At 63.3% G+C, this 24,296-nt stretch carries 23 protein-coding genes; 13 read left to right on the top strand and 10 right to left on the bottom strand.

What is annotated here, in order from left to right; genetic code table 11:
* The first annotated feature begins 204 nt into the window (after positions 1-204).
* The 10 genes from AC0IYS_RS26800 (at position 205) to AC0IYS_RS26755 (ending at position 12,089) form a co-directional block, all read left to right on the top strand.
* Positions 205-1,134, top strand: coding sequence for an ABC transporter substrate-binding protein (locus tag AC0IYS_RS26800; RefSeq protein WP_471708944.1), 930 nt, complete (start codon positions 205-207; stop codon positions 1,132-1,134).
* Entirely contained in the window at positions 1,135-1,965 is an 831-nt protein-coding gene (locus AC0IYS_RS26795) for an ABC transporter permease (protein ID WP_471708030.1), read from the top strand.
* Positions 1,965-2,762, top strand: coding sequence for an ABC transporter ATP-binding protein (locus tag AC0IYS_RS26790; protein WP_471708029.1), 798 nt, complete (start codon positions 1,965-1,967; stop codon positions 2,760-2,762). Before AC0IYS_RS26795 ends, AC0IYS_RS26790 begins: the two co-directional genes overlap by 1 nt.
* Before the next feature lie 22 nt (positions 2,763-2,784).
* Positions 2,785-3,588: a cytochrome C assembly family protein gene (locus tag AC0IYS_RS26785; RefSeq protein ID WP_471708028.1), complete on the top strand. Its 804-nt coding sequence runs from the start codon at positions 2,785-2,787 to the stop codon at positions 3,586-3,588.
* Positions 3,585-3,893 carry a PP0621 family protein gene (locus AC0IYS_RS26780; protein ID WP_471708027.1) on the top strand — a complete coding sequence of 103 codons (309 nt, stop codon included), beginning with the start codon at positions 3,585-3,587 and terminating at the stop codon, positions 3,891-3,893. The genes AC0IYS_RS26785 and AC0IYS_RS26780 overlap by 4 nt, the downstream gene beginning before the upstream one ends.
* Before the next feature lie 15 nt (positions 3,894-3,908).
* Positions 3,909-5,603 (top strand): sensor histidine kinase, encoded by a 1,695-nt coding sequence (locus AC0IYS_RS26775; RefSeq protein ID WP_471708025.1) that lies wholly within the window; start codon positions 3,909-3,911, stop codon positions 5,601-5,603.
* A gap of 14 nt (positions 5,604-5,617) precedes the next feature.
* Positions 5,618-7,042 (top strand): sigma-54-dependent transcriptional regulator, encoded by a 1,425-nt coding sequence (locus AC0IYS_RS26770; RefSeq protein WP_471708024.1) that lies wholly within the window; start codon positions 5,618-5,620, stop codon positions 7,040-7,042.
* Positions 7,039-7,662, top strand: coding sequence for a 1,6-anhydro-N-acetylmuramyl-L-alanine amidase AmpD (ampD, locus tag AC0IYS_RS26765; RefSeq protein ID WP_471708023.1), 624 nt, complete (start codon positions 7,039-7,041; stop codon positions 7,660-7,662). Before AC0IYS_RS26770 ends, ampD begins: the two co-directional genes overlap by 4 nt.
* 275 nt (positions 7,663-7,937) lie before the next feature.
* Positions 7,938-10,877 (top strand): ribonucleoside-diphosphate reductase subunit alpha, encoded by a 2,940-nt coding sequence (locus AC0IYS_RS26760; RefSeq protein WP_471708022.1) that lies wholly within the window; start codon positions 7,938-7,940, stop codon positions 10,875-10,877.
* Positions 10,878-10,973: 96 nt separating this feature from the next.
* Entirely contained in the window at positions 10,974-12,089 is a 1,116-nt protein-coding gene (locus tag AC0IYS_RS26755; RefSeq protein WP_471708021.1) for a ribonucleotide-diphosphate reductase subunit beta, read from the top strand.
* 78 nt (positions 12,090-12,167) lie between these two features.
* On the opposite strand, the gene AC0IYS_RS26750 is transcribed toward AC0IYS_RS26755, so the two are convergent.
* Entirely contained in the window at positions 12,168-12,362 is a 195-nt protein-coding gene (locus AC0IYS_RS26750) for a hypothetical protein (RefSeq protein WP_471708020.1), read from the bottom strand.
* A 1,007-nt stretch (positions 12,363-13,369) separates the two neighbouring features.
* Entirely contained in the window at positions 13,370-14,347 is a 978-nt protein-coding gene (locus AC0IYS_RS26745) for a hypothetical protein (protein ID WP_471708019.1), read from the bottom strand.
* A gap of 184 nt (positions 14,348-14,531) precedes the next feature.
* Here AC0IYS_RS26745 and AC0IYS_RS26740 point away from each other — a divergent pair, with 184 nt between their 5' ends.
* On the top strand, positions 14,532-15,047 hold the full coding sequence (locus AC0IYS_RS26740; RefSeq protein ID WP_471708943.1) for a YggT family protein: 516 nt from the start codon (positions 14,532-14,534) through the stop codon (positions 15,045-15,047).
* A 145-nt stretch (positions 15,048-15,192) separates the two neighbouring features.
* Here AC0IYS_RS26740 and AC0IYS_RS26735 read toward each other — a convergent pair whose 3' ends face one another.
* From AC0IYS_RS26735 to AC0IYS_RS26700, 8 genes are all read right to left on the bottom strand, one after another.
* Entirely contained in the window at positions 15,193-16,131 is a 939-nt protein-coding gene (locus AC0IYS_RS26735; RefSeq protein WP_471708018.1) for a carbohydrate kinase family protein, read from the bottom strand.
* A gap of 9 nt (positions 16,132-16,140) precedes the next feature.
* Complete coding sequence (locus AC0IYS_RS26730; protein ID WP_471708017.1) at positions 16,141-17,550, bottom strand: DUF3426 domain-containing protein; 1,410 nt, start codon at positions 17,548-17,550, stop codon at positions 16,141-16,143.
* Positions 17,551-17,558: 8 nt separating this feature from the next.
* On the bottom strand, positions 17,559-18,491 hold the full coding sequence (gene prmA / locus AC0IYS_RS26725) for a 50S ribosomal protein L11 methyltransferase (RefSeq protein ID WP_471708016.1): 933 nt from the start codon (positions 18,489-18,491) through the stop codon (positions 17,559-17,561).
* Positions 18,491-19,867 (bottom strand): acetyl-CoA carboxylase biotin carboxylase subunit, encoded by a 1,377-nt coding sequence (accC, locus tag AC0IYS_RS26720; RefSeq protein ID WP_090323699.1) that lies wholly within the window; start codon positions 19,865-19,867, stop codon positions 18,491-18,493. Before accC ends, prmA begins: the two co-directional genes overlap by 1 nt.
* A 111-nt stretch (positions 19,868-19,978) precedes the next feature.
* Entirely contained in the window at positions 19,979-20,446 is a 468-nt protein-coding gene (accB, locus tag AC0IYS_RS26715) for an acetyl-CoA carboxylase biotin carboxyl carrier protein (protein WP_471708015.1), read from the bottom strand.
* Positions 20,447-20,544: 98 nt separating this feature from the next.
* Positions 20,545-20,982: a type II 3-dehydroquinate dehydratase gene (aroQ, locus tag AC0IYS_RS26710; protein WP_471708014.1), complete on the bottom strand. Its 438-nt coding sequence runs from the start codon at positions 20,980-20,982 to the stop codon at positions 20,545-20,547.
* Positions 20,983-21,065: 83 nt separating this feature from the next.
* Complete coding sequence (locus tag AC0IYS_RS26705; RefSeq protein ID WP_471708013.1) at positions 21,066-21,611, bottom strand: TlpA family protein disulfide reductase; 546 nt, start codon at positions 21,609-21,611, stop codon at positions 21,066-21,068.
* The gene (locus AC0IYS_RS26700; RefSeq protein WP_471708012.1) at positions 21,604-22,251 is read right to left on the bottom strand and encodes a hypothetical protein; all 648 of its coding nucleotides are present in this window, start codon (positions 22,249-22,251) and stop codon (positions 21,604-21,606) included. Before AC0IYS_RS26700 ends, AC0IYS_RS26705 begins: the two co-directional genes overlap by 8 nt.
* Positions 22,252-22,339: 88 nt before the next feature.
* Here AC0IYS_RS26700 and mpl point away from each other — a divergent pair, with 88 nt between their 5' ends.
* Complete coding sequence (gene mpl / locus AC0IYS_RS26695; protein WP_471708011.1) at positions 22,340-23,716, top strand: UDP-N-acetylmuramate:L-alanyl-gamma-D-glutamyl-meso-diaminopimelate ligase; 1,377 nt, start codon at positions 22,340-22,342, stop codon at positions 23,714-23,716.
* On the top strand, positions 23,713-24,291 hold the full coding sequence (locus AC0IYS_RS26690) for a YqiA/YcfP family alpha/beta fold hydrolase (protein ID WP_471708010.1): 579 nt from the start codon (positions 23,713-23,715) through the stop codon (positions 24,289-24,291). Before mpl ends, AC0IYS_RS26690 begins: the two co-directional genes overlap by 4 nt.
* Positions 24,292-24,296: the final 5 nt, after the last annotated feature.

Below are 24,296 nucleotides of genomic sequence, written 5' to 3'. Positions count from 1 at the left end.
CCCAAGGTATATATTATCGTTGGCGTAGACGTCGTCGGCATCGGCCGAGGTCGCCGCATGGCGATAGGCAAGCGAACCGTAGCTTGGTATGATCGAAACACAATAACGCGGCCGCCGGCCAGCACACTATCTATATAGGAGACACGGATGAAACGGAAATCGATCAGCGGAACGTTGGCGGCGGGCGTGGCGGTGGGTTTGTTGATGGGCGCGAGTGGCGCCCACGCGCAGGACGTGGTCCGTCTCGGCAACCTCAAGTTCGCCCACTACGGCGCCGTCTCCTATATAAAGGAGATCGCGCCCAAGTGCGGCATCAAGGTCGAGGAGCACGTCTTCGCCAAGGGGCTGGACGTGATGCAGGCCATCATCGCCGGCGAGCTCGACATCGGCACCACGGCGTCGGAGGCGGCCATTTCCGGGCGCGCCGGCGGCGCGCCGATCTATGTGGTGGCCGGTTTCGCCAAGGGCGGGGCGCGGCTGGTCGGGCGCACCGACCTGAACCTGAAAACCGTCAAGGACCTCAAGGGCAAGCGGGTCGGCGTCACGCGCGGCGGCATCCAGGAGGTGCTGCTGCTGGCCGAGCTGCAAAAGAACGGCATGACGTTCGCCGACCAGCCGGGCAAGGACGTGCAACTGGTGTTCCTCGCCTACGCCGACCTCAACCAGGCGCTGCTGGGCAAGAACATCGACGCCATGATGCAGTCCGAGCCGCAGTCCTCGCAGGCCATCAACAAGGGTTTCGGCAGCGAGATGCTCAAGCCCTACGACACCCCGATCGGCGAACCGGTGCGCACCATGGTCATGACCGAGAAGTTCTACAAGGAGCGGCGGCCGGTGGCCGAGAAGTTCATGAACTGCTTCGTGCAGGCGACCAAGAGCTTCATCGAAAACAAGGCGCTGGCCGAGAAGTATGTGCGCGAGGTGGTGTTCAAGGGCCAGATCACCAAGGACGATTTCGACGACGCCATCGGCAATTCGCCCTACAGCTACGACATCACGCCCGAGCATATCCAGACCACCACCGACGTCATGGTCAAGACCGGCGTCGGCCGCATGAGCAAGCCGCCGCTGGCCAGGGACTGGGTCAAGACCGACCTGCTCGACGCGGCCAAGAAGAACCTGGGCGTGAAGTAAATGGCCGCCCGCTCCAACTCCTCCTGGCGCCAGGCCGCCGTCGGCATGGTGGTGCCGGCCCTGGTCATCGCGCTGTGGCAGGCGGTGGCGATGCTCGGCTGGGTCAATCCGCAGGTGCTGCCGTCGCCGCTGGCGGTGGTGGAAAAGTGGATCGCCTACCTGCTGCCGCTGCAGCCGTATGATCCGGCCGCCGGGAGCTGGCTGGCGTGGGCCGTCTCCGGCGAGTTGATCACCGATTCGATCGGCAGCCTGTATCGGGTGGTGGTCGGTTTCGTCATCGGCGCCGGGCTGGCGTTGCCGATCGGCCTGGCCATGGGCGCCAAGCCGAGGGTCTACGACTGGCTCAATCCCCTGGTGCAGCTGCTGCGGCCCATCCCGCCGATCGCCTACATTCCGTTGTCGATCCTGTGGTTCGGGCTCGGTAATCCGCCGGCCGTGTTCCTGATCGCGCTGGGCGCCTTCTTCCCGGTGCTGATGAATACCATCGCCGGCGTGCGCCAGGTCGACGGCATCTACCTGCGCGCGGCGCGCAACCTGGGCGCCAGCGGCGGCACCATGTTCCTGCGCGTGATCCTGCCGGCCGCCGTGCCCTATATCTTGTCCGGCGTACGGATCGGCATCGGCACCGCCTTCATCGTGGTGATCGTCTCCGAGATGATCGCCGTGAACAACGGCCTCGGTTTCCGCATCCTGGAGGCGCGCGAGTACTTCTGGTCCGACAAAATCATCGCCGGCATGATCAGCATCGGCTTGATCGGCCTGGCCATCGACGTCGGCATGAACAAGCTGAATAACCACCTGCTGCGCTGGCACCGCGGATTGGAGAATTAATGAGCGCTACCCATATCGTCGTATCGAATGTCAGCAAGGTGTTCCAGACCGCCGACCGCGAACTGGTGGCGCTCAAGGACATCAACCTGGAGATCCCGCAGGGGCAGTTCGTCTGCCTGCTGGGGCCTTCCGGCTGCGGCAAATCCACCCTGCTCAACGCGGTGGCCGGCTTCGCGCCGCCGACGTCGGGCAGCATCACCGCCGACGGCAAGCTGGTGACCGGACCGGGACCGGAGCGCGGCATGGTGTTCCAGGAGTACGCGCTGTTCCCGTGGATGACGGTGGCCGACAACGTCGCCTTCGGCCTGGAGATCAAGGGCATGGCCAAGGGCGAGATCAACGCCATCGTCGACAAGCTGCTCGGCATGCTGTCCCTGCAGGACTTCCGCAGCCGCTTTCCGAAGGATCTGTCGGGCGGCATGCGCCAGCGCGTCGCCATCGCCCGGGTGCTGGCGCTGGACTCGCCGATCATGCTGATGGACGAGCCGTTCGGCGCGCTCGACGCGCTCACGCGCCGCAACCTGCAGGACGAACTGCTGCGCATCTGGTCAGAGCTGAAAAAGACCATCATCTTCGTCACCCACAGCATCGAAGAGGCGATTTACCTGGCCGACCGCATCGTCGTCATGACCTACCGGCCGGGCACCGTCAAGCGCGACCTGATCGTCGATCTGCCGCGCATGCGCGATCCGGCCGCCGCCGAATTCAACGCCCTGAAGCGCGAACTGGGACAGCTGGTCATGGAGGAACAGCAGCGCCACCACAACGACGAACTGAGGATGGCAGCCGTCGACTGAGCGATGGTGTAAACTGCCGGACATGCAGACCTACTTGTTCATCGCAGCCATCGCGCTGTACATCCTGTGCGCCGCCCTGCCATCGCGCCGCGCCGGCCTGATTTCGGCCGTGACGGTGGCCGCCTGGACCTTGCACGGCGCCGGCCTGTGGCTGGAGGTGGCGGCGGCCGGCTCGCTGCGGATCGGTTTCGCGGCCATGCTGTCGTCGGCCTTATGGGTCTCGGTGGCGGCCTACTGGCTTGAGAACCGCAATTTCAGCCTGGACGGCATGCGCCGCCTGGTCATGCCCAGCGCCGCCGTCGCCGCCGCGCTGCAGGCCATTTTCCCCGGTAACCTGATTCCGCTGGAGGGCAAAACCTCGCTGTTCGGCTGGCACATTGCCATCGCCACGATGGCCTACAGCACCCTGACCATCGCCGCCTTCCATGCCGTGCTGATGGCGCTGCAGGAGGCGCGGCTGCACGCGGCCACCGACCGCAAAAGCTTCCTGTCCGGCGCGCTGGACCAGCTGCCCGCGCTGCTGACGATGGAGAAGCTGTTGTTCCGCATGATAGGCTTCGGCTTCGCGTTATTGAGTTTGACGGTGTTGTCGGGCATCGTGTTTTCGGAACAGCTGTTCGGCCAGGCCCTCAAATGGGACCACAAGTCGGCGTTTACGCTACTGTCCTGGATGTTGTTCGCCGCGCTGCTGGCCGGCCGGCGCTTCCGCGGCTGGCGCGGCAAGACGGCGCTGAGCTTCACCCTGGCCGGATTTGCGACGTTGTTGCTGGCGTATGTCGGCAGCCGTTTTGTGTTTGAAGTGGTTTTGCATAAAGGATGGGCATGAGCCGTATTTTGTTTTGGCTGGGACTGATTTTCCTGGTGATCTTCGCGATCCGCAGCAAAATCCGCAGCGCGCAAAAGCGCAACCAGCAGCAGTTCCGCCAACCGCCGCCGAACCAGGAGGTGCCGCCGGGCGCCCCGGGCGCGGGGCAGACCGTCTACAAGGCGCGCACCGAGAAAGCGCTGGCCGACGCCGAGACGATGCTCGAATGCGCCAGGTGCGGCATTTTCTTCCCCGCCTCGGAGGCGGTCCACGCCAACGGCCGCGATTACTGCTGCGCGGCGCACGCCGCCGCGCCGGCGGCGTAAAGCCCGGGCCGACCGGTGGTCGCGCGCCTCCAAGCCCTGTCGGCTGAATCGCGCGCCACCTTCTGGCGGTCGCTGCAAACCCTCAACGCCACGCGCGTGGTCATCGCGCTGGTGCTGCTGGTCTATCTGAGTTTCGACAGCCGGGGCCTGCGCGCCGCCGGCGACTATCCCTACCTGCCGGTTTGCCTGGCCTATCTGGGCCTGGCGGTCGCCTTCGCGCTGACGGCCTTCTACTGGCGCCGCCGCTTCCTGCTGCAACTGCTGTCGCAGATCGCCTGCGACCTGGCCGTCATCTCGCTGCTGTACCTCGCCGGCGGCGGGGTGCGCAGCGGCCTGGCCATCCTGTATCTGTTCCCGCTGGCCGGTTCGGCCATCCTGGCGCCGCTGGTGCTGGCGCTGTTCTGCACCGCGCTGGTGGCGCTGTTCATACTCGGCGAGAGCCTGTGGCAGCTGCTGGCGATGGAGAGCCAGCATGGCCTGCTGCAATCGGGGTTGTACGGCGCCGCCTTTTTCGCCGCCGTGCTGGTGGTCAACCGGATGGCCGGCAAATTGATCGGCCAGGAGGAGTTGGCGATCCAGCGCGGCATGGAAATCAATGTGCAGCAGGCGGTCAACCGGCTCGTGATGGCCAATATCGGCGACGGCATCCTGGTGGTCGATCCGGACGGGCGGGTCTCGGCCGGCAATCCGGCGGCGCGCCAGATGCTTGGATTGGTCGGCCCGGACCTGAACTTCAAGCTGTCGGCGGCCGCGCCGCTGGCGCCGTTGGCGCAGGCGTACGCCGAATGGCGCGACGATCCGGCGCGCAGTACCGTCTTCGTCACCATCAAGCCGTTCAGCGACGCGGCGCTGCAAGGGCTGACCGCCGCCTGGAGCGCGCGCCGCGACTTGTCCGCGCATTTGAAGGTGCGCTTCGCGGCGGTCGACACGTCGTCCTCCGGCGTCGGCTTCGAGCGCAGCGTGATTTTTCTGCAGGACGTGACGGGCATCGAAAATCAGGCGCAGCAACTGAAGCTGGCGTCGATGGGGCGCCTGACCGCCAGCATCGCCCACGAAGTGCGCAATCCGCTGTCGGCCATCGGCCACGCCACCGCGCTGCTGGGGGAGGACCTGGACAGCACCGGGCACCTGCGCCTGCTCAAGATCGTCGGCGACAACGTGGCGCGGGTCAACCGCATGGTCGAGGATATCCTGCAGCTGTCGCGCAAGGTGCAGCCGAATAACGAGCCGCTGGCGCTGGACGGCTTCCTGGCCGACTTGCGGTCGGAATTCATCAACAACCACGGCCTGCCGTCGGACATCGTCGGCCTGTCGGTGGCGCCGGGCACGATGGTGCGCTTCGATCCGCTGCACCTGCGCGAGGTGGTGTTTAATCTGTTAAACAACGCGGTGCGCTATGCCAGCGGCGGCCCGCAATCGATCCGGGTCGACCTGCTCACCCATCCGCACCACGCGCAGCGCATGGAGCTGCATGTGCAGGACGACGGTCCGGGCATCTCGCCGGAGGTGCGGGCCCACCTGTTCGAGCCGTTTTACACCACATCGAGCAAAGGCACCGGCCTGGGGCTGTATCTGGCGCGCGAATTGTGTTTGAATAACGAGGCCCGGCTCGATTACGAATACCGTTTCGATAGCCGCGACAGCCCCGATGGCGGCCGCCGCTCCAGCGGACGCTTTGTGATCACCTTCGCCCAACCGGCGCAAAAATAAGAAGAGGCAGTGCCATGAGCGAGCGTTCTCCCCGCGTGCTGGTGGTCGACGATGAAGCCGACCTGCGCGAACTGCTGGAACTGACCTTGGTGAAAATGGGGCTGGACGTCGACAGCGCCGCCACCCTGGCGGAGGCGCGCGCGCTGCTGGCCGGCGCCGAGCGTGAGCATCGTGACTATCAACTGGTGCTGACCGACATGCGCCTGCCCGACGGCCTGGGTCTGGAGCTGGTGCGCGAAGTGAGCGCCGCCCACAAGAACACGCCGATCGCGGTGGTGACGGCCTTCGGCAGCGCCGACAACGCCGTCGTCGCGCTCAAGGCCGGCGCCTTCGATTACATCTCCAAGCCGGTGGCGCTGGACCAATTGCGCCTGATGGTGCGCTCGGCCCTGCGCCTGAACGTGCCGCCGCCGGCCGGGCAGGCGGCCAGCGCGGCGCCGCCGGCCAGCCGCCTGAAGGGCGATTCGGCGGTGATCCAGTCGCTGCGCGCGCAGATCGCCCGGCTGGCGCGCTCGATGGCGCCGATCGCCATCCACGGCGAATCGGGCAGCGGCAAGGAGCTGGCGGCGCGCGAAATCCACGCGCAAAGCTCGCGCGCCAGCAAACCCTTCATCGCCGTCAACTGCGGCGCGATTCCGGAGGCGCTGATGGAGGCCGAGTTTTTCGGCTACCGCAAGGGCGCCTTCACCGGCGCCGCCGACGACCGGGACGGCTTTTTCCAGGCGGCCGACGGCGGCACCCTGATGCTCGACGAGGTGGCCGACCTGCCGCTGGCGATGCAGGTCAAGCTGCTGCGGGCGATCCAGGAGCGGCGCGTGCGCAAGATCGGCGCCACCGCCGAGGAGCCGGTCGACGTGCGTATTATTAGTGCGACCCATAAAAACCTGGCGCAATGCGTGGAGCAGGGCAGCTTTCGCCAGGATCTGTTCTACCGCCTGAATGTCATCGAACTGGGTCTGCCGCCGCTGCGCGAGCGGCTCGACGATCTGCCTGTGCTGACCGGCGCGATCCTGGAGCGGTTGGGCACCTTCGAGCACCAGGCGGCGCTGGGGGAGGGCGTGCTCGATGCGCTGCGCGGCTATCCCTTCCCCGGCAATGTGCGCGAGCTGGAAAATATCCTGGAGCGGGCGCTGGCCTTCGCCAACGACGGCGTGATCGAGGTGGCCGACCTGGCGCTCAAGGGCGCGCGCATGCCCGAGGTGGTCGAGACGTCGGAGGTGGCGCAGGTTCCAGCGCCCCCACTCCCGTCGTCGGCGGCGACGGAGCCGCTGCCTGCCAGCCTGCCCGACTACCTGAACCAGGTCGAGCGCGACATCATCCTGCGCGCGCTGACGCAGACGCAGTTCAACCGCACGCAGGCCGCGCAGCTGCTGGGCATCAGCTTCCGCCAGCTGCGCTATCAAATGCAGAAGCTGAACATCCAGGAGCCCGAGGCATGAACAACCGCATAGGCGCGGACGGCTGGTGGCCGGCGGCGAGCCGCTACGACAGCCCCAACTTCGACTGCCGTCCCGACCCGGCCGACATCACGCTGCTGGTGATCCACAATATCAGCCTGCCGGGCGGCTGTTTCGGCGGTCCCCACGTGTCCGACCTGTTTACCGGCCGGGTGGACTATAATGCTGACCCTTCGTTCGCGGACCTGCGCGGGCTGAAAGTGTCGAGCCATTTTTTTGTGCGCCGCGACGGCCGGGTGATCCAGTACGTCTCGGCCAACGACCGCGCCTGGCACGCCGGCAGGTCGTCGTTTCGCGGACGCGAAAAATGTAACGACTACTCGATCGGCATCGAGCTGGAAGGCACCGACGACACGCCGTTCGAAGCGGCGCAGTACGGGGCGCTGGCGGCGCTGACGGCGGCGCTGGCCGAGCGCTATCCGCTGACCGACGTCCAAGGCCACGAGGACATCGCGCCCGGCCGCAAAACCGACCCCGGACCGTTGTTCGATTGGAACTTTTATGTTAAAAGTTATCGGAAATTCTGTGAAGAAATCCGGATATCGAAAGCCGGGTTAGTGGGCGCTAGCGCTGTATTGCGCTTTGTAAAAGGCGTTCTGTAAAGTCAACCGAAAAAATGGCGGAAACGCAAAAATTTCCCCTTGTATTAGCCCCATCGGAACACTACAATCAGTGGATCGGTTCTTCGCAATCACTAGATATAGTAGTTCACATGGCACTGGTTAATCAAATCACAGCAAGTTCCTGGACTAACTCACCACCCTTATTAAAGTAGTTTAACCAGCCAGGCAGGTGTGGCTGATCGCTTCAATTTGGCCTTTTTATTTTCAAACATAGCCGCGCAGCACTGACTGCACGCCGTTATCGGGGAGCTTAAATGCAATCTACACAAGACATCACCATCAATCCAGCGCTGGTACCAGCAGCCGCTGCGAGCACCGCCAGCAGCCCGTCCACGGCAGCCGGCGACCTCGGTGACTACCGCATCATCCGCCGTAACGGCGCGGTCGTCGCGTTTGAACCGTCGAAAATCGCGATCGCCGTCACCAAGGCCTTCCTGGCCGTGAACGGCGGCCAGGGCGCCGCCTCCGCGCGCATCCGCGAACTCGTAGAACAGCTGACCGCCAGCGTCGTGACGGCGCTGGTGCGCCGCCAGCCATCGGGCGGCACCTTCCACATCGAAGACGTGCAAGACCAGGTCGAGCTGGCGCTGATGCGCTCCGGCGAGCACGATGTCGCCCGCGCCTATGTCCTGTACCGCGCCAAGCACATGGAAGAGCGCCGCGCGCTCAAGGAAGCGCAGGGCGCCAGCGCCAAGATCGCCGCGCCGCAAATCCACGTGCTGGAAAACGGCGAGCGCAAGCCGCTGGAAATGGACCGCGTCACCGGCCTGATTAACGCCGCCTGCATCGGCCTGGAAAAGCACGTCGACGCCGACGCCATCGTCGCCGAGACGCTGAAAAACCTGTACGACGGCGTGCCGGTCGAAGAGCTGCACAAGTCCGCCATCCTGGCCGCCCGCGCGCTGATGGAAAAAGACCCGGCCTACTCGCAAGTGACGGCCCGCATCCTGCTGCACACGATTCGTAAGGAAGTCTTCGGCAAGGAAGTCGCGCAGGGCGCGGCGGCCGCCGAATACATCACCTACTTCCCGCAATACATCGCCAAGGGTATCGAAAACGAGCTGCTGGACACCAAGCTGGCCGAATTCGACCTGACCCGCCTGGCCAAGGCGCTGGTCGCCGACCGCGATCTGCAGTTCGGCTACATCGGCCTGCAAACCCTGTACGACCGCTACTTCCTGCACGTGCGCGACGTCCGCATCGAAATGCCGCAGGCGTTCTACATGCGCGTGGCGATGGGCCTGGCCCTGAACGAAAGCGACCGCGAAGCGCGCGCCATCGAGTTCTACAACCTGCTGTCGTCGTTCGACTTCATGTCGTCGACCCCGACCCTGTTCAACTCCGGCACCCTGCGTTCGCAGCTGTCGTCGTGCTACCTGACCACCGTCTCGGACGACCTGGAAGGCATCTACGACGCCATCAAGGAAAACGCGCTGCTGGCCAAGTTCGCCGGCGGCCTGGGTAACGACTGGACCCCGGTGCGCGCGCTGGGCGCCCACATCAAGGGCACCAACGGCAAATCGCAAGGCGTGGTGCCGTTCCTGAAAGTGGTCAACGACACCGCCGTCGCGGTCAACCAGGGCGGCAAGCGCAAAGGCGCGGTGTGCGCTTACCTGGAAACCTGGCACATGGACATCGAAGAGTTCCTGGACCTGCGCAAGAACACCGGCGACGACCGCCGCCGCACCCACGACATGAACACCGCCAACTGGATTCCGGACATGTTCATGAAGCGCGTGATGGAAAAGGGCGACTGGACCCTGTTCTCGCCATCGGATTGCCCGGACCTGCACGACTTGGTCGGCAAGGCCTTCGAAAAAGCCTACCTGGGCTACGAAGCCAAGGCCGCCGCCGGCGAAATCCGCGTGTTCAAGAAGATCGCCGCGCTGGACCTGTGGCGCAAGATGCTGTCGATGCTGTTCGAAACCGGCCACCCATGGATCACGTTCAAAGACCCATGCAACATCCGTTCGCCGCAGTCGCACGTGGGCATGGTCCACAGCTCGAACCTGTGCACCGAGATCACCCTGAACACCGGCCCTGACGAAATCGCCGTCTGCAACCTCGGCTCGGTCAACATGCCGGCCCATATGAAAGAGGGCAAGCTCGATCACGTCAAGCTGCAAAAGACCATCCGCACCGCGATGCGCATGCTCGACAACGTCATCGACATCAACTACTACGCCGTCGACAAGGCCCGCAACGCCAACATGCGCCACCGTCCGGTGGGCCTGGGCGTGATGGGCTTCCAGGACTGCCTGCACATGATGCGCGTGCCGTTCTCGTCGCCGGAGTGCGTGGCCTTCGCCGACACCTCGATGGAAGCGGTGTGCTACTACGCCTACCTGGCCTCGACCGAGCTGGCGGAAGAGCGCGGCCACTATCAGTCGTACAAAGGTTCGCTGTGGGACCGCGGCATCCTGCCACAGGATTCCGTCAAGCTGCTGGCCGAAGAGCGCGGCGGCTACCTGGAGCAGGACCTGTCGTCGGCGATGGACTGGACCCCGGTGCGCGATCGCATCAAGAAGTTCGGCATGCGTAACTCGAACTGCGTGGCGATCGCTCCGACCGCGACGATTTCGAACATCATCGGCGTGTCGGCTTGCATCGAACCGACCTTCCAGAACCTGTACGTGAAGTCCAACCTGTCGGGCGAGTTCACCGAGATCAACTCCTACCTGGTGCGCGACCTGAAGGCGCGCGACCTGTGGGACGAGGTCATGATCGCCGACTTGAAGTACTTCGACGGCTCGCTGGCCAAGATCGACCGCATTCCGAACGACCTGCGTGATATTTATGCAACCGCGTTCGAAGTGTCGCCGACCTGGCTGGTGGAAGCGGCGTCGCGCCGCCAGAAATGGATCGACCAGGCCCAATCGCTGAACATCTACATGGCCGGCGCCTCGGGCAAGAAGCTGGACGAGACCTACAAGCTGGCCTGGCTGCGCGGCCTGAAGACCACCTACTACCTGCGTACCACCTCGGCCACCCACACCGAGAAGTCGACCTCGAAGACCGGCGCGCTGAACGCGGTGTCGGTGGACGGCGGCATGTCGGCCAGCGCAATGGCCTCGGCGGCTGCCGCTGCACCGGTCGCTGCGGCGGCTCCGGCGGTCACCGCCGAAGCGGATGGCGAAGCCTGCTACCTGCGTCCCGGCGACGACGGTTTCGAGGAATGCGAAGCTTGCCAATAAGCCGGCGCTGACTAATATATATAGAGAGAGAACCGTCCCGGCCCGTCCGGGCGGTTCTTTTTAGACCGAATACACGAATTCAGAAGGAAATACACTATGTCGCTGTCCTGGGACGAAGAAGCCGCACCAGCGGTACCACAAGCCATCAACGAGGCCGCACTGGCCTCCGGCGAAGCCAACGCCGAGCAAGTCGCGCTGCGCGTCAACGCCGACGACAAGCGCATCATCAACGGCAAAACCGACGTCAATCAGCTGGTGCCGTTCAAGTACAAGTGGGCATGGGACAAATACCTGGCCGGCTGCGCCAACCACTGGATGCCGCAGGAAGTGAACATGCAGCGCGATATCGAGCTGTGGAAGAACCCGAACGGCCTGACCGACGACGAACGTCGCCTGGTCAAGCGCAACCTCGGCTTCTTCGTCACCGCCGACTCGCTGGCCGCCAACAACATCGTGCTGGGCACCTATCGCCACATCACCGCGCCGGAATGCCGCCAGTACCTGCTGCGCCAGGCGTTCGAGGAAGCGATCCACACCCACGCCTACCAGTACATCGTCGAGTCGCTGGGCCTGGACGAGTCGGAGATCTTCAACGCCTATAACGAAGTCAAATCGATCCGCGACAAGGACGAGTTCCTGATCCCGTTCATCGACACCCTGACCGATCCGGCCTTCACCACCGGCACCGTGGAAAACGACCAGAAGCTGCTCAAGTCCTTGATCGTCTTCGCTTGCTTGATGGAAGGCCTGTTCTTCTACGTCGGCTTCACCCAGATCCTGGCGCTGGGCCGCCAGAACAAGATGATGGGCGCGGCGGAGCAGTACCAGTACATCCTGCGCGACGAATCGATGCATTGCAATTTCGGTATCGATTTGATCAACACGATCAAGATGGAAAATCCGCTGCTGTGGACCCCGGCGTTCAAGGAAGAGATCAAGCAGCTGTTCCTGAAGGCCGTGGACCTGGAGTACGCGTACGCCGAAGACACCATGCCGCGCGGCGTGCTCGGTCTGAACGCGACCATGTTCAAGGGTTACCTGCGCTTCATCGCCAACCGCCGCGCCACGCAGATCGGTTTGGAGACCTTGTTCGACCAGGAAGAGAATCCATTCCCGTGGATGAGCGAGATGATCGACTTGAAGAAAGAGCGTAACTTCTTCGAGACCCGCGTCATCGAGTACCAGACCGGCGGCGCGCTGAACTGGGATTGATGGCGGTTTGAGTTGCATGGAAAAAGCCCGGCTTCGCGCCGGGCTTTTTCTTTTATACGAACCGTTCGATGTACTCCGTCAGGCCAGCGTCCCCGCCGGGTAGCGGTCGGCGAGCCGGAAACTCATCTCGTACATCGAGCGCTTATGCACCGCGTGCCGCGCGATGTCGACGCGGCGCGCGTCCGAGTTCGGCGATTCTTTCGCGTAGGACGCCCGACCCGATGACGAAACCGAATAGTCGGACACACTGCCGGCGAGCGCTGCGTCGAACACTCGGCGCGCGCACCTCGACGCCGTCGTTGGGCACCTCGCCGACGTCGCCCCCTCACATCGTCGATATGCGTCGACTACCCGACCCACAATTGCAGACGACTCGCCGACGCTTCGCGCGCACCTTGCCGAACACGCGTCGAACACTTCACGACACACATCGCGACACACATCGCGGCACGCCGCCGCGCGCGCCGAGCGCAGACGCGCGGCCGCGCATCGCAGTATTCCGCTTGCCATTCGCCGCACTCTGTCTCATAATCGCGACGAATTTAAAAACAGTGAGCAGCGACAGCGCGCATGCGATGCGCCAGCGCTCTCGAATTCGGAAGATGGTGGCGAGGGACGCGCGGAGATGCCGGCGACATCGCAGACACCCAAGCAGCAATTGACTCGCTTTGAAGCGCGATTTTTTGGCGCGGCGCGGCGAGCGCATTTTCGAACTCGATTGAGCGCGTACATCGCACCACGATGTCGCAAGCGAGCAAGCGCGAAGCGCCACGCGTATGTGAAATGGCGAGCATAAGACGAAAAAAAGCGGACGAATACTTCTCGTGCCGGTTGCGTACCGACAAGGTTTTCGTGTACTTTACGAGATTGAAAATGTGTGTTTATAAAGGTGCGCTTTTTTTGAAGTGCGCACACCGCAGAAATGATCGCGATCACGGGATACAGATTCACAAAGATATGCACAAGACCAAACCGTTTTTGTTCAACCGTCTTTCCTGATTCGGTTCAGGTTGGGCGGTTTTTTGTTTGAAAACAAAAACGGTCGATGGCTGCGACGTAGGTCCCTGGAGCTGAGCACACGCCCGACCACCCGCAAAACGTCGCAACAAGATTTGTATCTGCACGCCGCGCCGGCCACGGACGGCGGACAGATAGATGGCTGAAGCGCTGCACTCGTGAGGAGTTGCAGCAGTTCAGCTGGTGCCGAATTCATTAGCGCAAACAGTGTCCTGTTTGTGCCGATGAATAATTCGCCTGGCCCAATCCGGGGCCGGACGGGTTTAAATCTTGTATGTGAATTTTCCCATCCCCGATGAAGGAGAACTAAAAATGGCAACTGCCGCAAAGAAACCAGCAGCAAAAAAGCCGGCCGCTACTAAAGCCGCCGCCCCAGCGAAAAAGCCTGTCGCAGCGAAAGCAGCCGCCAAGCCAGCAGCGAAAGCCGCCGCCAAACCAGCCGCTAAACCAGCTGCCAAAGCCGCTGCAAAACCAGCTGCAAAACCAGCCGTGAAAAAAGCCGCCGCCAAACCAGCAGCGAAGCCAGCCGCGAAAGCAGCAGCCAAGCCAGCAGCTAAGCCAGCAGTGAAAAAAGCAGCTGCCAAGCCAGTCGCTAAAAAAGCCGCGGCAAAGCCAGCAGCAAAGCCAGCCGCGAAAGCAGCAGCCAAGCCAGCAGCCAAGCCAGCAGTGAAAAAAGCAGCGGCCAAGCCAGCAGCCAAAGCAGCAGCCAAGCCAGCAGCAAAGCCAGCCGCTAAAAAAGCAGCTGCCAAGCCAGCGGCAAAGCCAGCAGCGAAAGCAGCAGCCAAGCCAGCGGCAAAAAAAGTAGCCGCCAAACCGGCAGCGAAAAAAGCGGCCGCCAAGCCAGCCGCTAAACCTGCCGCGAAAGCAGCAGCCAAGCCAGCGGCTAAACCAGCCGCCAAGCCAGCAGCCAAAAAAGCTGTCGCCGCTAAACCAGCCGCCAAGGCAAAAACAGCAGCCAAGCCAGCTGCAAAGGCAGCGGCTAAGCCAGCAGCAAAAAAGCCGGTTAAGGCAGCAGCCAAGCCGGCAGCTGCCACGAAGCCAGCCGTCAAAGCTGCCGCTAAACCAGCTGCTGCCAAGCCAGCCGCTAAACCGGCAGCCAAGCCGGCAGCCGCCAAACCGGCAGCCGCTCCAGCACCGGCAGCTGCGCCAGTTGCCGCGGCAGCAGCTGCTCCTGCAGCCAAGCCAGCCGTGAAAAAAGCCGCCCCTAAAGCGGCCGCACCGAAGAAGGAAGCTGTCGCCAAGCCAGCCGCTCCTGCAGCTGCGCCAGCAGCAAAAACCGTGTTGGCGCCGGCGGCCGCATGGCCGTTCCCAACCAGCACGCGTCCTTCCTAAGCTAAATACTTAGGTGCCTGCTGAGGCAACCGGCCGCTGTGTGAGACAATCACACAGCGGCTTTTTTTTGGAGGGACCGTGCTTAGTATTGTTATGTTGATTGTCGACGCCATCGCCACGTTGTTGGGCGGGGCCTTGCTGTTGCGCTTCTGGATGCAGGCGATCCGCGTTCGTCCGCCGCAATCGGTGGCCCAATTTACGTTCCAGCTCTCGGACTGGCTGGTGCGGCCGTTGCGGCGCATCGTGCCGGGCATGGGCGGTTACGACTGGGCCAGCCTGATCGGCGCCTTCCTGATCGTGCTGCTGGCGACATCGGTGCTGTTCTTTGCCGGCTGGCCGGCGCAGGCGGTGCTGCTGGCCGCGTTCGAGCGCTTCCTCAAATGGATACTGTACGGCTTCATGGCGCTGCTGGTGGTCGAAGCGATCTTCAGCTGGGTCAATCCGAACGCGCCGCTGGCGCCGTTCGTGCGCGCGCTCAACGAACCGCTGCTCAAGCCGATCCGCCGCGTGGTGCCGCTGGTGGGTAATCTTGATTTATCGCTGCTGGTGGCGCTGATCGCGCTGCAGATCGCCCAGATTCTGCTGGGCATGGCTTTCAACGGCCGTTAAAAAATCCGGGGTCAGGTCCACCATTTCTACACGGGCTGATGTGTAGATGGTGAACCCGACCCCGGATTTGCTTTGTGCGGCAGGCCCATCGTCCACCACACACGGGTTCGTGTAGAAATGGTGGACCTGACCCCGGATTTGCTTTTTAGAAGCGGTAGCCGAAGGCCGCTTCGAAGCGGTCGGCGATCTCGGCCGCCGTGAGCTTGTGGTTCTGGCCGCCCTTGCTGGCGATCTTGATCGCACCCATCAGACTGGCCAGGCGGCCCGTCGTTTCCCATTTCCAGCCTTGCGTGATGCCGAACAGCAGGCCGGCGCGGTAGGCGTCGCCGCAGCCGGTCGGGTCCAGCACGTCTGCGACCTTGACGGCCGGAATCTCGATCCGCTCGCCCTTGGTGTAGATCTCCGAGCCCTGCTCGCCGCGCGTGACGATCAGCGCTTCCAGGCGGCTGGCGATGTCCGGGATCGTCAGGCCGGTGCGCTCCATCAGCAGTTCGATCTCGTAGTCGTTGGCGGTGACGTAGGTGGCCTTGTCGATGAAGGCGATCAGCTCGGCGCCGTTGAACATCGGCAGCTGCTGGCCCGGGTCGAAGATGAACGGGATCTGCAGCTTGGCCAGGTCGGCGGCGTGCTTTTGCATGCCCAGGTGGCCGTCCGGCGAGATGATGGCGACCGCCGCCGCGCCCGCCTTGGCGACGTCGTTCTCGTGCGCGTACGACATGGCGCCCGGGTGGAAGGCGTTGATCTGGTTGTTGTCCTCGTCCGCCGTGACGAAGCATTGGGCGTTGTAGGCGTCCTGCTTGATCAGGATGTTATCGGTCGAGATGTCGAGCTTGTGCAGGCGCTCGATGTAGGCGGCGTTGTCCTGGCCCATGACGCCGACGATGCGCGGCTCGCCGCCCAGCATCTTGAGGTTGTAGGCGACGTTGCCGGCGCAGCCGCCGTATTCCGTGCGCATCGTCGGCGCCAGGAACGACACGTTCACTTTGTGCAGCTGGTCGGCCAGCAGGATGCTGTCGAAGCGGCCCGGGAATTGCAGGATGGTGTCGATCGCGAGCGAGCCGCAGATGATGGAGGTCTGAGTCATGATAGTTCTTTATGGATAGAAGACTGCGATGTGATAGCCGGATGCTTTCAGCTGTTTCAATTCAAAGTAGAGTTTGACAGATTGCTCGCTGCGCGGGGCGAATCCTTTGTCCAGCGCGGCGTCGGCGCCCAAATAGTCGCGCGGCGTGAACACGCGGCGCAAAATGGCCTTGTCGTTGGCGTCGTCGAGCACCAGTTCGATGTGCGGCCACTGCTGCGCGGTGGTGCTTTGGTTGCGCAGCAGGGTGGTGAACGAGAAGGTGGTCTCGCTCAGGGTTTGCAGTTCGCCCTGCTCAATGACGAGCTCGTCGATCTGGGTCGGCAGTTCGATCTTGCAACCCAGTGTGGCGCAGATGTCCTGCAACGTCGGCTTGAGTCCGGGGTAGCTGGCCGCCAGCTGGTTGCGGAAGGTGGTCAAGCCTTGCGCGGCCAGCGCGCCCACCAGCACCAGCGAGCCGACGCCCATGGCGATGTTGATGGTCTTGCCGTAGCGCTCGCGGCGGCGGTCGCGCTTGAGGAAGCCCGGTTCGTTCGGGTCGTCGACTTCCTTTTCTTCCACTTCGGGTTCCGGCGGCTCGACGCTGTGGACTTCGGCCTGGGGCGCGAAGTGGTCTTGCGACGGCGCCGAGGCGGCGCGCAGCAAGGTGTGCAGCTGGGGCGCGGCGTCGCGCTCCCTGGCGGCGGCGAGCTGGACCAGCGCTTCCTCGTCGGCCTCGTCGAGGTCGTAGCGGGAGTCGGGGTCGATGGTCGGTTCCTGGCGGTCGGCGGCGGCCGTCGATGGCGCGGCCTTGGCTTCCTGTTCGGCGGCCTCGGCGGCGATGCTTTGCTCCATCAGCGCCAGTTCGGCCGCCAACGCCGCTTCCAGCTCCTCGTGCGTCATCGGTTTGATGGCGAGCGGGTCTTCCGGCGCCGGTTCGACGGAGGAGGATTGCTCCTGCTCGTCGGGCTCGGGTTGCGGCTCGGGTTCCTGCGCGGGGACAGGCTCCAGGATAGGCTGAGGAATGGGCTCGGGTTCGGCCGCGGGTTCGGACTCTACTTCCTGCTCGACCTCAGCGTCAGATTCGATCGTTGGCTCCCGATCAGGCTGCCGTTCATGACCAGCCTCGTCCACCGCGCTGTCGAGCTCCAGGGTATAGATCGGTTCGTCGCTTGCCGGTTCGAACGCGCGGGTGTCCTGCTCGGCCCCAGCTTCATCGAAGGGTGCGGGTGTTGGGTATAACGGAGGCGGGGAATAGGGTGCTTCGGACACAAGCGGCGCAAAGACCGGCTGCGGGATGGCGAGCGGCTCGAGCAGCGCGGCGTTGCCGTCGAAAACTTCATTGCAGGAGCCACAGCGCACTATGCCCCCACGTAATTTCAACTGGTCATGAGCGACCCGAAACGTCGTGCTGCAGTGGGGGCATTTAGTGGCGAGCGCCATCGCTGCCGTTAGCGCGGGGCGGGTACCGCATCACTGCCGAGCCGGCCATGCAGGGCGACCCAGCCGTCTTGTTCCGCCCAGACGCCGAGCTTGATGAACGGGGCGTAGGCGGCAGCCACTTCCTCGGCCTGGCGCGCCAGCACGCCCGACAGGATCAGCGCGCCACCGGGGGCGACGCGGCCCGACAGCATCGGCGCCATCAGTTTGAGCGGGCTCGACAGGATATTGGCGACCACGATGTCGAACTTCTGCTCGGCGTGCTGCGATTGCGCGAAGGTGTCCGGCAGGAAGTATTCGATGTCGCATTTGTTGCGTTCGGCGTTGTCGGCCGCCGATTCGATCGCCTGCGGATCGATGTCGACGCCCACCACTTCGCCGGCGCCGACTTTCTTGGCGACCATCGCCAGGATGCCGGAACCGCAGCCGTAGTCGAGCACGGTTTTATCGGGCGCCGGGTTCGCTTCCAGCCATTCCATGCACAAACGCGTCGTCGGATGGCTGCCGGTGCCGAAGGCCAGGCCCGGGTCCAGCTCCAGGATCAGGCCGTCAGGGTCCGGCGCCTCGTGCCAGCTCGGCACGACCCAGATGTTCTTGCCGATGTGAATCGGCGCGAACTGCGATTGCGTCAGGCGCACCCAGTCCTGCTCCTCGACCTTGCGCGTGGTGAACTTCGGCAGGGTCGCCAGCTTGATCTGTTCGGCGGCGGCGGCCACGATGGCGGCCTGGTCGTCATCCTCGTTGGTCAGGGCGACGACGCGGCTGTGATCCCATGCCGCTTCGGTCGGTTCCATGCCCGGCTCGCCGAACAGCGGGCGCTCCTGGTCGGTGCCTTCGTCGGCGTCTTCCACGGACACCGACAGCGCGCCGACTTCCATCAACGCGTCCGACAGGGCTTCGGCGTGGTCGCGCGCGATTTCGATGACGATTTCAGTCCAGCTCATTATTGCGCCTTCAAACTCAGTTTATGCAGGTCCGGCATGTCGGCCAGCTTCTGTTCCAGGTAATGGATGTTGGTGCCGCCTTCGATGAAACGGGCGTCGATCATCAGTTCGCGGTGCAGCGGAATGTTGGTCGAAATACCTTCGACGACCATTTCCGACAGCGCGATCTGCATGCGGCGGATCGCCTGCTCGCGGGTGGCACCGTACGAGATGACCTTGCCGATCATCGAATCGTAGTGCGGCGGCACGTAGTAGCCGGCGTAGGCGTGCGAATCGACGCGCACGCCCGGACCGCCCGGCACGTGCCACGAGGTGATGCGACCCGGCGACGGCGTGAACTTGAACGCGTCCTCGGCGTTGATGCGGCACTCGATGGCGTGACCCGACAGCATCACGTCGCGCTGGCGGAAGCGCAGCTTTTCGCCGGCGGCGATGCGGATCTGCTCCTGCACGATGTCGATGCCGGTGATCATTTCGGTCACAGGATGCTCGACCTGCACGCGGGTGTTCATCTCGATGAAGTAGAACTCGCCGTTTTCATACAGGAACTCGAAGGTGCCGGCGCCACGGTAGCCGATCTTGCGGCAGGCTTCGGCGCAGCGGTCGCCGATCTTTTCGATCAGCTTGCGCGGGATGCCCGGCGCCGGCGCTTCCTCGATGACCTTCTGGTGGCGGCGCTGCATCGAGCAGTCGCGCTCGCCCAGCCAGACGGCGTTTTTGTGTTCGTCGGCCAGGATCTGGATTTCCACGTGGCGCGGATTTTCCAGATACTTCTCCATATACACTTCCGGATTGCCGAAGGCGGTGCCCGCTTCGGTCTTGGTCATGGCCACGGCGTTGATCAGCGCCGCTTCGGTGTGCACCACGCGCATGCCGCGACCGCCGCCGCCGCCGGCCGCCTTGATGATGACCGGATAGCCGACCTTGCGGGCGATCTGGACGATGGCTTTCGGATCGTCCGGCAGCGCGCCGTCGGAACCTGGCACGCAAGGCACGCCGGCCTTGATCATGGTTTGCTTGGCCGAGACCTTGTCGCCCATCATGCGGATCGATTCGGAGCGCGGGCCGATGAACACGAAGCCCGATTTTTCCACGCGCTCGGCGAAGTCGGCGTTCTCCGACAGGAAGCCGTAGCCCGGGTGGATCGCTTCGGCGTCGGTCACTTCGGCGGCGCTGATGATGGCCGGCATGTTCAGATAGCTCAGCGACGAAGGCGCCGGGCCGATACACACCGACTCATCCGCCAGCTTCACGTATTTGGCGTCTTTGTCCGCTTCCGAGTGGACCACAACCGTCTTGATGCCCATTTCGCGGCAGGCGCGCTGGATGCGGAGGGCGATTTCGCCACGGTTGGCAATGAGGATTTTTTCAAACATGATAGGTTCGCGTATGTCTGTGAGCGCCGAAAATCCGGCAACGTCAGGTAGAGGAGGGAATGCGGAACAAAGCCGGCGCGCCCGTCACCGAAGGGGAGGCGCGAACCGGACTTAGCCTATCACAAACAGCGGTTGGCCGAATTCGACCGGTTGGCCGTTCTCGACCAGAATCTGGGTGATCGTGCCGGATTTGTCGGCATCGATTTCATTCAAGAGTTTCATTGCTTCGATAATGCACAGGGTGTCGCCTTCCTTGACGACGGCGCCCACTTCGACGTACGCGGCCGAACCTGGCGCCGACGAACGGTAGAAGGTGCCGACCATCGGCGATTTGACGATGTGGCCGGTTGGCTCGGCGGCGACGGCCGGAGCCGCTGCCGCGGCCGGCGCGGCGGCTGGCGCGGGAGCGGAATGGTACTGCGGCTGCATGCCTTGCGGCTGCATCATCACCATCTGGTTTTGCGGCAGGGCCGACGATTTGACGATGCGGACTTTGCTCTCGCCTTCGGTCACTTCGAGCTCGGCGATGTCCGACTCCGCGACCAAATCAATCAAGGTCTTCAGCTTGCGTAGATCCATGTAACCCCCGGAATATCTTGTTATGTAAAGTGTGAACGGCCGCGCCTCGTGGGCGAAACCGCGCTTAGTTGCCTAAGTTTGCGCGCAGATCGCGTAGATTAACGCCTTTTAATGGCGAAGTCGATGGCAAACCGATATCCTTCGATACCCAGTCCGCAGATCGTGCCTAGTGCGATCGCGCTCAGGAAAGAATGGTGGCGAAACGACTCGCGCTGGTAAATATTGGAAATATGCACTTCCACAAACGGAATGGACACGCCCGCCAAGGCATCGCGCAGGGCAACGCTGGTATGGGTCAACCCACCCGGGTTGATGACGATGGCGTCCACGCCTTCCGTCCTGGCTGCGTGGATGCGGTCGATCAGCGCGCCTTCGTGGTTGCTCTGGAAGCAGGACAGCGTCGCACCGGCGGCCTCGGCCTGCGCCACGGCGGCTTGCTCCACATCGGCCAGCGTACCGGCGCCGTACACCTCCGGCTCGCGGGTGCCCAGTAAATTAAGGTTGGGACCGTTGAGAAGTAGAAGCTTTTTTGCCATGGTTCTAGACCGTTTTCCGCGAAAGTTCCGCATTTTGCCGCCAACTGCTGGCATTGGCAAGAGAAAAAAACTCCTGAATCTGGTTAAAGTGTTGCAAGGTCCTTACGCAGCTCGTCGAATTTCAGGCGGCCCAGATAGGTCTTCTTGACTTGGCCGTCGGCGCCGATCAGCACCGTGTACGGCAGGCCGCCGCCGGTGTTGCCGAACTGCCGCGACAGGTCGGTGCCGCTCATGCCGGCCACCAGCACCGGGTAGGTGATTTTGTATTTGTCGCTAAAAGCGGCGATATTCGACGGCGAATCAATACCGATGCCGATAACTTGCAGCTTCTTACCCGCTTCTCCGGAGGCCAGCTCGGACAGTTCCGGCATCTCCTGCACGCACGGCGCGCACCATGGCGCCCAGAAATTGACCAGCATCGCCTTGCCTTTATATTGGGCCAGCGCGGTCGGCGCGCCTTTGGCGTCCGGCAGCGTTTGCGCGTATAGCGCGCCCACCGGCCCGGTCACGCCGGCTGGCGCGGTGGTGGTGATCGGTGCGGCGTTTTGTTTATTAAAGCCGACCCAGGCGCCGGATGCGGCGAACAGGAGGGCGACGCCGACATAGGCGGCCAGATGTTTTTTATTCATGATCGGGGTTCGGGTTGGGGTTTTCGTCGTGGGTACTACTAACTAATAGCGCGCGCACGGCGGCGATATCGGCGCGCACCAGCTTGTCGCCACGGGTTTTGACCGCGCCGCGCAAATCGTCGAGCTCATATAAAGCGGCGTGGACGCCTTCCTTGTGCCACATGAAGCTGACCGTCTCGACCGGATCGTAGCGCGGGCCTTTGAAGTGCGGCGTTTCGGAGATGTCGATTTGTAAATTACGGTTCAGCAGAAACATTTCCACTTCTTTGGCGCTGTCGGCGAACAGTTGCAGATGGATGTCGTCGTGCGCACCGGCGGTGCCGTTGAGGACGGCGCCGGTCAGGAACGGGTGGAACGCTGCCAGGCCTTCCATGATGTCCACCGCCAGGGTGCGCAGCCGGAACAGGCGCGCCGGCTGCGTGTCCGCATGGAATAGCGATTGGTAGATGCGCACTTCCTCTTCGATCTGCGCGTTGTCCGGCAGCAGGTTCGGCGGCGGTTGCGTGTCGCCGAGGATTTGTTTGGCGGCCTTGCGCTTGGCGGCGTTGTAGTCGGCGCCGTCCTGCGCGATCAGGCGCGCGGCGGCGGCGGCGATCTCGGCGCGGAGCAGCAGGACTTCTTCGATAACATTCGGCGTCATGGACGAGATAATACTCTGAACCGGGAATTCGGCGTCGGCTCAGGTAAAATCGCGTATTCACTTGCGCGGATCGATCCTGTTACACACTATGCATATTCATATTCTCGGTATTTGCGGCACCTTCATGGGCGGCCTGGCGGTCCTGGCGAAAGAGGCGGGCCACCGCGTGACCGGCTGCGACGCCAACGTTTATCCGCCGATGAGCACCCAGCTGGAATCCCAGGGCATAGAACTGATACAGGGCTTCGGCCCGGAACAAACCGCGCTCAATCCCGACCTGTACGTGATCGGCAACGTGGTCTCGCGCGGCAATCCGCTGATCGAAGAGATTCTGAATCGCGGCCTGCCATACGTTTCCGGCCCGCAGTGGATGGGCGAACATATATTAAGGGACCGCTGGGTGCTGGCCGTGGCCGGCACGCACGGCAAGACCACCACCTCGGCCATGCTGACCTGGATACTGGAAGACGCCGGCTACGCGCCCGGTTTCCTGATCGGCGGCGTGCCGCTGAACTTTGGCGTCTCGGCCCGCATGCAAGGCGACAAAGACTCGATCTTCTTCGTCATCGAGGCCGACGAGTACGACACCGCCTTCTTCGACAAGCGCAGCAAGTTCGTCCACTACCACGCCAAGACCGCGATCCTGAACAATCTGGAATACGATCACGCCGACATCTTCCCCGACCTGGGCGCCATCGAGACGCAATTCCATCATCTGGTGCGCACGGTGCCCGGCATCGGCCGCGTCATCTACAACGGCGACGAGGCGTCGCTGCAGCGCGTGCTCAAGCGCGGTTGCTGGAGCGAGAAGGAAAGCTTCGCCGGCAAGGGTGAAACCGACGGCGCCGAATGGGCGATGAACGAATACGATGACGGCAGCTTCGACGTCATTTTCGGAGGTGAAACGGTCGGCAAGGTCGAGTGGAACCTGACTGGCAAGCACAACCGCGCCAACGCGCTGGCCGCGATCGCCGCCGCCCGCCACGTCGGCGTGCCGGTCGCGCAGGCGGCCAAGTCGCTGGCGACGTTCGAGAACGTCAAGCGCCGCATGGAAGTGCGCGGCACCGTCAACGACATCACCGTGTTCGACGACTTCGCCCACCATCCGACCGCGATCGCCACCACCGTCGGCGGCCTGCGCCAGAAGGTGGGCAAAGATACCCGCATCCTGGCCGTGCTCGAACCGCGCTCGAACACGATGAAGCTGGGCGCGATGAAGGATGCGCTGCCGGGCAGCCTGGGCGATGCCGATCTGGTGTTCGGCTTCGGCAGCCAGCAGGCGCTGGGCTGGAGCCTGGGCGACGCGCTGGCGCCGCTGGGCAATATCGCCAGCGCTTACGAGGACATCGACGCGCTGGTCGAAGCCATCGTCAAGGCCGCCCGGCCGGGCGACCAGATCATTGTGATGAGCAACGGCGGCTTCGGCGGCGTGCACAACAAAATCCTGGAAGCGCTGGCGCGATGATTCTTTATCTGCACGGATTCCGCTCGTCGCCGCAGTCGATGAAGGGGCGCGTGATCAGCGAGCGCATGGCCGAACTGGGTCTGTCGGACCAGCTGGTCTGCCCGCAACTGCCGGCGTCGCCGAAGCTGGCGATGGAATTGGCGCTCTCTTTAATCGCGGGCGTGCCGGCGGAGGAGTTGAGCATTATCGGCTCCTCGCTGGGCGGCTACTACGCCACCTGGCTGGCCGAGCGCATCGGCTGCCGCGCCGTGTTGCTCAATCCGGCCATCGTGCCGTTGCAGGATCTGGACAAGCATGTCGGCGTGACAACGCAATTCCATTCCGACGAGCCGTTCGAGTTCAAGCGCGAATATATCGACGAGCTGCGCGCGCTGGCGGTCGATCCGATCACCCGCCCCGAGCGCTACTTTTTGATCGCCGCCACCGGCGACGAAGTGCTGGACTATCGCGACATGGTCAAGCATTATGCGGGCGCGCGCCAGCACGTGATCGACGGCAGCGACCATGGCATTTCCGAATTTCCCGAGTATGTGGATGCGGTGCTGGCGTTTTGCGGCGTCGAGGCCGGCCGTTGAGGCGG

This window comes from Duganella sp. AC237 (genome assembly GCF_979254035.1).
This window is presented reverse-complemented; position numbering and strand designations above follow the sequence as displayed.

Excerpts from the sequence above, each read along its gene's own strand:
- AC0IYS_RS26735 (WP_471708018.1), bottom strand. The coding sequence starts at position 16,131 with ATGACTCAGACCTCCATCATCTGCGGCTCGCTCGCGATCGACACCATC.
- AC0IYS_RS26690 (WP_471708010.1), top strand. The coding sequence starts at position 23,713 with ATGATTCTTTATCTGCACGGATTCCGCTCGTCGCCGCAGTCGATGAAG.
- prmA (WP_471708016.1), bottom strand. The coding sequence starts at position 18,491 with ATGAGCTGGACTGAAATCGTCATCGAAATCGCGCGCGACCACGCCGAA.
- AC0IYS_RS26795 (WP_471708030.1), top strand. The coding sequence starts at position 1,135 with ATGGCCGCCCGCTCCAACTCCTCCTGGCGCCAGGCCGCCGTCGGCATG.
- AC0IYS_RS26770 (WP_471708024.1), top strand. The coding sequence starts at position 5,618 with ATGAGCGAGCGTTCTCCCCGCGTGCTGGTGGTCGACGATGAAGCCGAC.
- accB (WP_471708015.1), bottom strand. The coding sequence starts at position 20,446 with ATGGATCTACGCAAGCTGAAGACCTTGATTGATTTGGTCGCGGAGTCG.
- AC0IYS_RS26790 (WP_471708029.1), top strand. The coding sequence starts at position 1,965 with ATGAGCGCTACCCATATCGTCGTATCGAATGTCAGCAAGGTGTTCCAG.
- AC0IYS_RS26800 (WP_471708944.1), top strand. The coding sequence starts at position 205 with ATGGGCGCGAGTGGCGCCCACGCGCAGGACGTGGTCCGTCTCGGCAAC.
- AC0IYS_RS26740 (WP_471708943.1), top strand. The coding sequence starts at position 14,532 with ATGTTGATTGTCGACGCCATCGCCACGTTGTTGGGCGGGGCCTTGCTG.
- AC0IYS_RS26755 (WP_471708021.1), top strand. The coding sequence starts at position 10,974 with ATGTCGCTGTCCTGGGACGAAGAAGCCGCACCAGCGGTACCACAAGCC.
- accC (WP_090323699.1), bottom strand. The coding sequence starts at position 19,867 with ATGTTTGAAAAAATCCTCATTGCCAACCGTGGCGAAATCGCCCTCCGC.
- AC0IYS_RS26780 (WP_471708027.1), top strand. The coding sequence starts at position 3,585 with ATGAGCCGTATTTTGTTTTGGCTGGGACTGATTTTCCTGGTGATCTTC.
- ampD (WP_471708023.1), top strand. The coding sequence starts at position 7,039 with ATGAACAACCGCATAGGCGCGGACGGCTGGTGGCCGGCGGCGAGCCGC.
- AC0IYS_RS26730 (WP_471708017.1), bottom strand. The coding sequence starts at position 17,550 with ATGGCGCTCGCCACTAAATGCCCCCACTGCAGCACGACGTTTCGGGTC.
- aroQ (WP_471708014.1), bottom strand. The coding sequence starts at position 20,982 with ATGGCAAAAAAGCTTCTACTTCTCAACGGTCCCAACCTTAATTTACTG.
- AC0IYS_RS26760 (WP_471708022.1), top strand. The coding sequence starts at position 7,938 with ATGCAATCTACACAAGACATCACCATCAATCCAGCGCTGGTACCAGCA.
- AC0IYS_RS26700 (WP_471708012.1), bottom strand. The coding sequence starts at position 22,251 with ATGACGCCGAATGTTATCGAAGAAGTCCTGCTGCTCCGCGCCGAGATC.
- AC0IYS_RS26705 (WP_471708013.1), bottom strand. The coding sequence starts at position 21,611 with ATGAATAAAAAACATCTGGCCGCCTATGTCGGCGTCGCCCTCCTGTTC.
- AC0IYS_RS26785 (WP_471708028.1), top strand. The coding sequence starts at position 2,785 with ATGCAGACCTACTTGTTCATCGCAGCCATCGCGCTGTACATCCTGTGC.
- mpl (WP_471708011.1), top strand. The coding sequence starts at position 22,340 with ATGCATATTCATATTCTCGGTATTTGCGGCACCTTCATGGGCGGCCTG.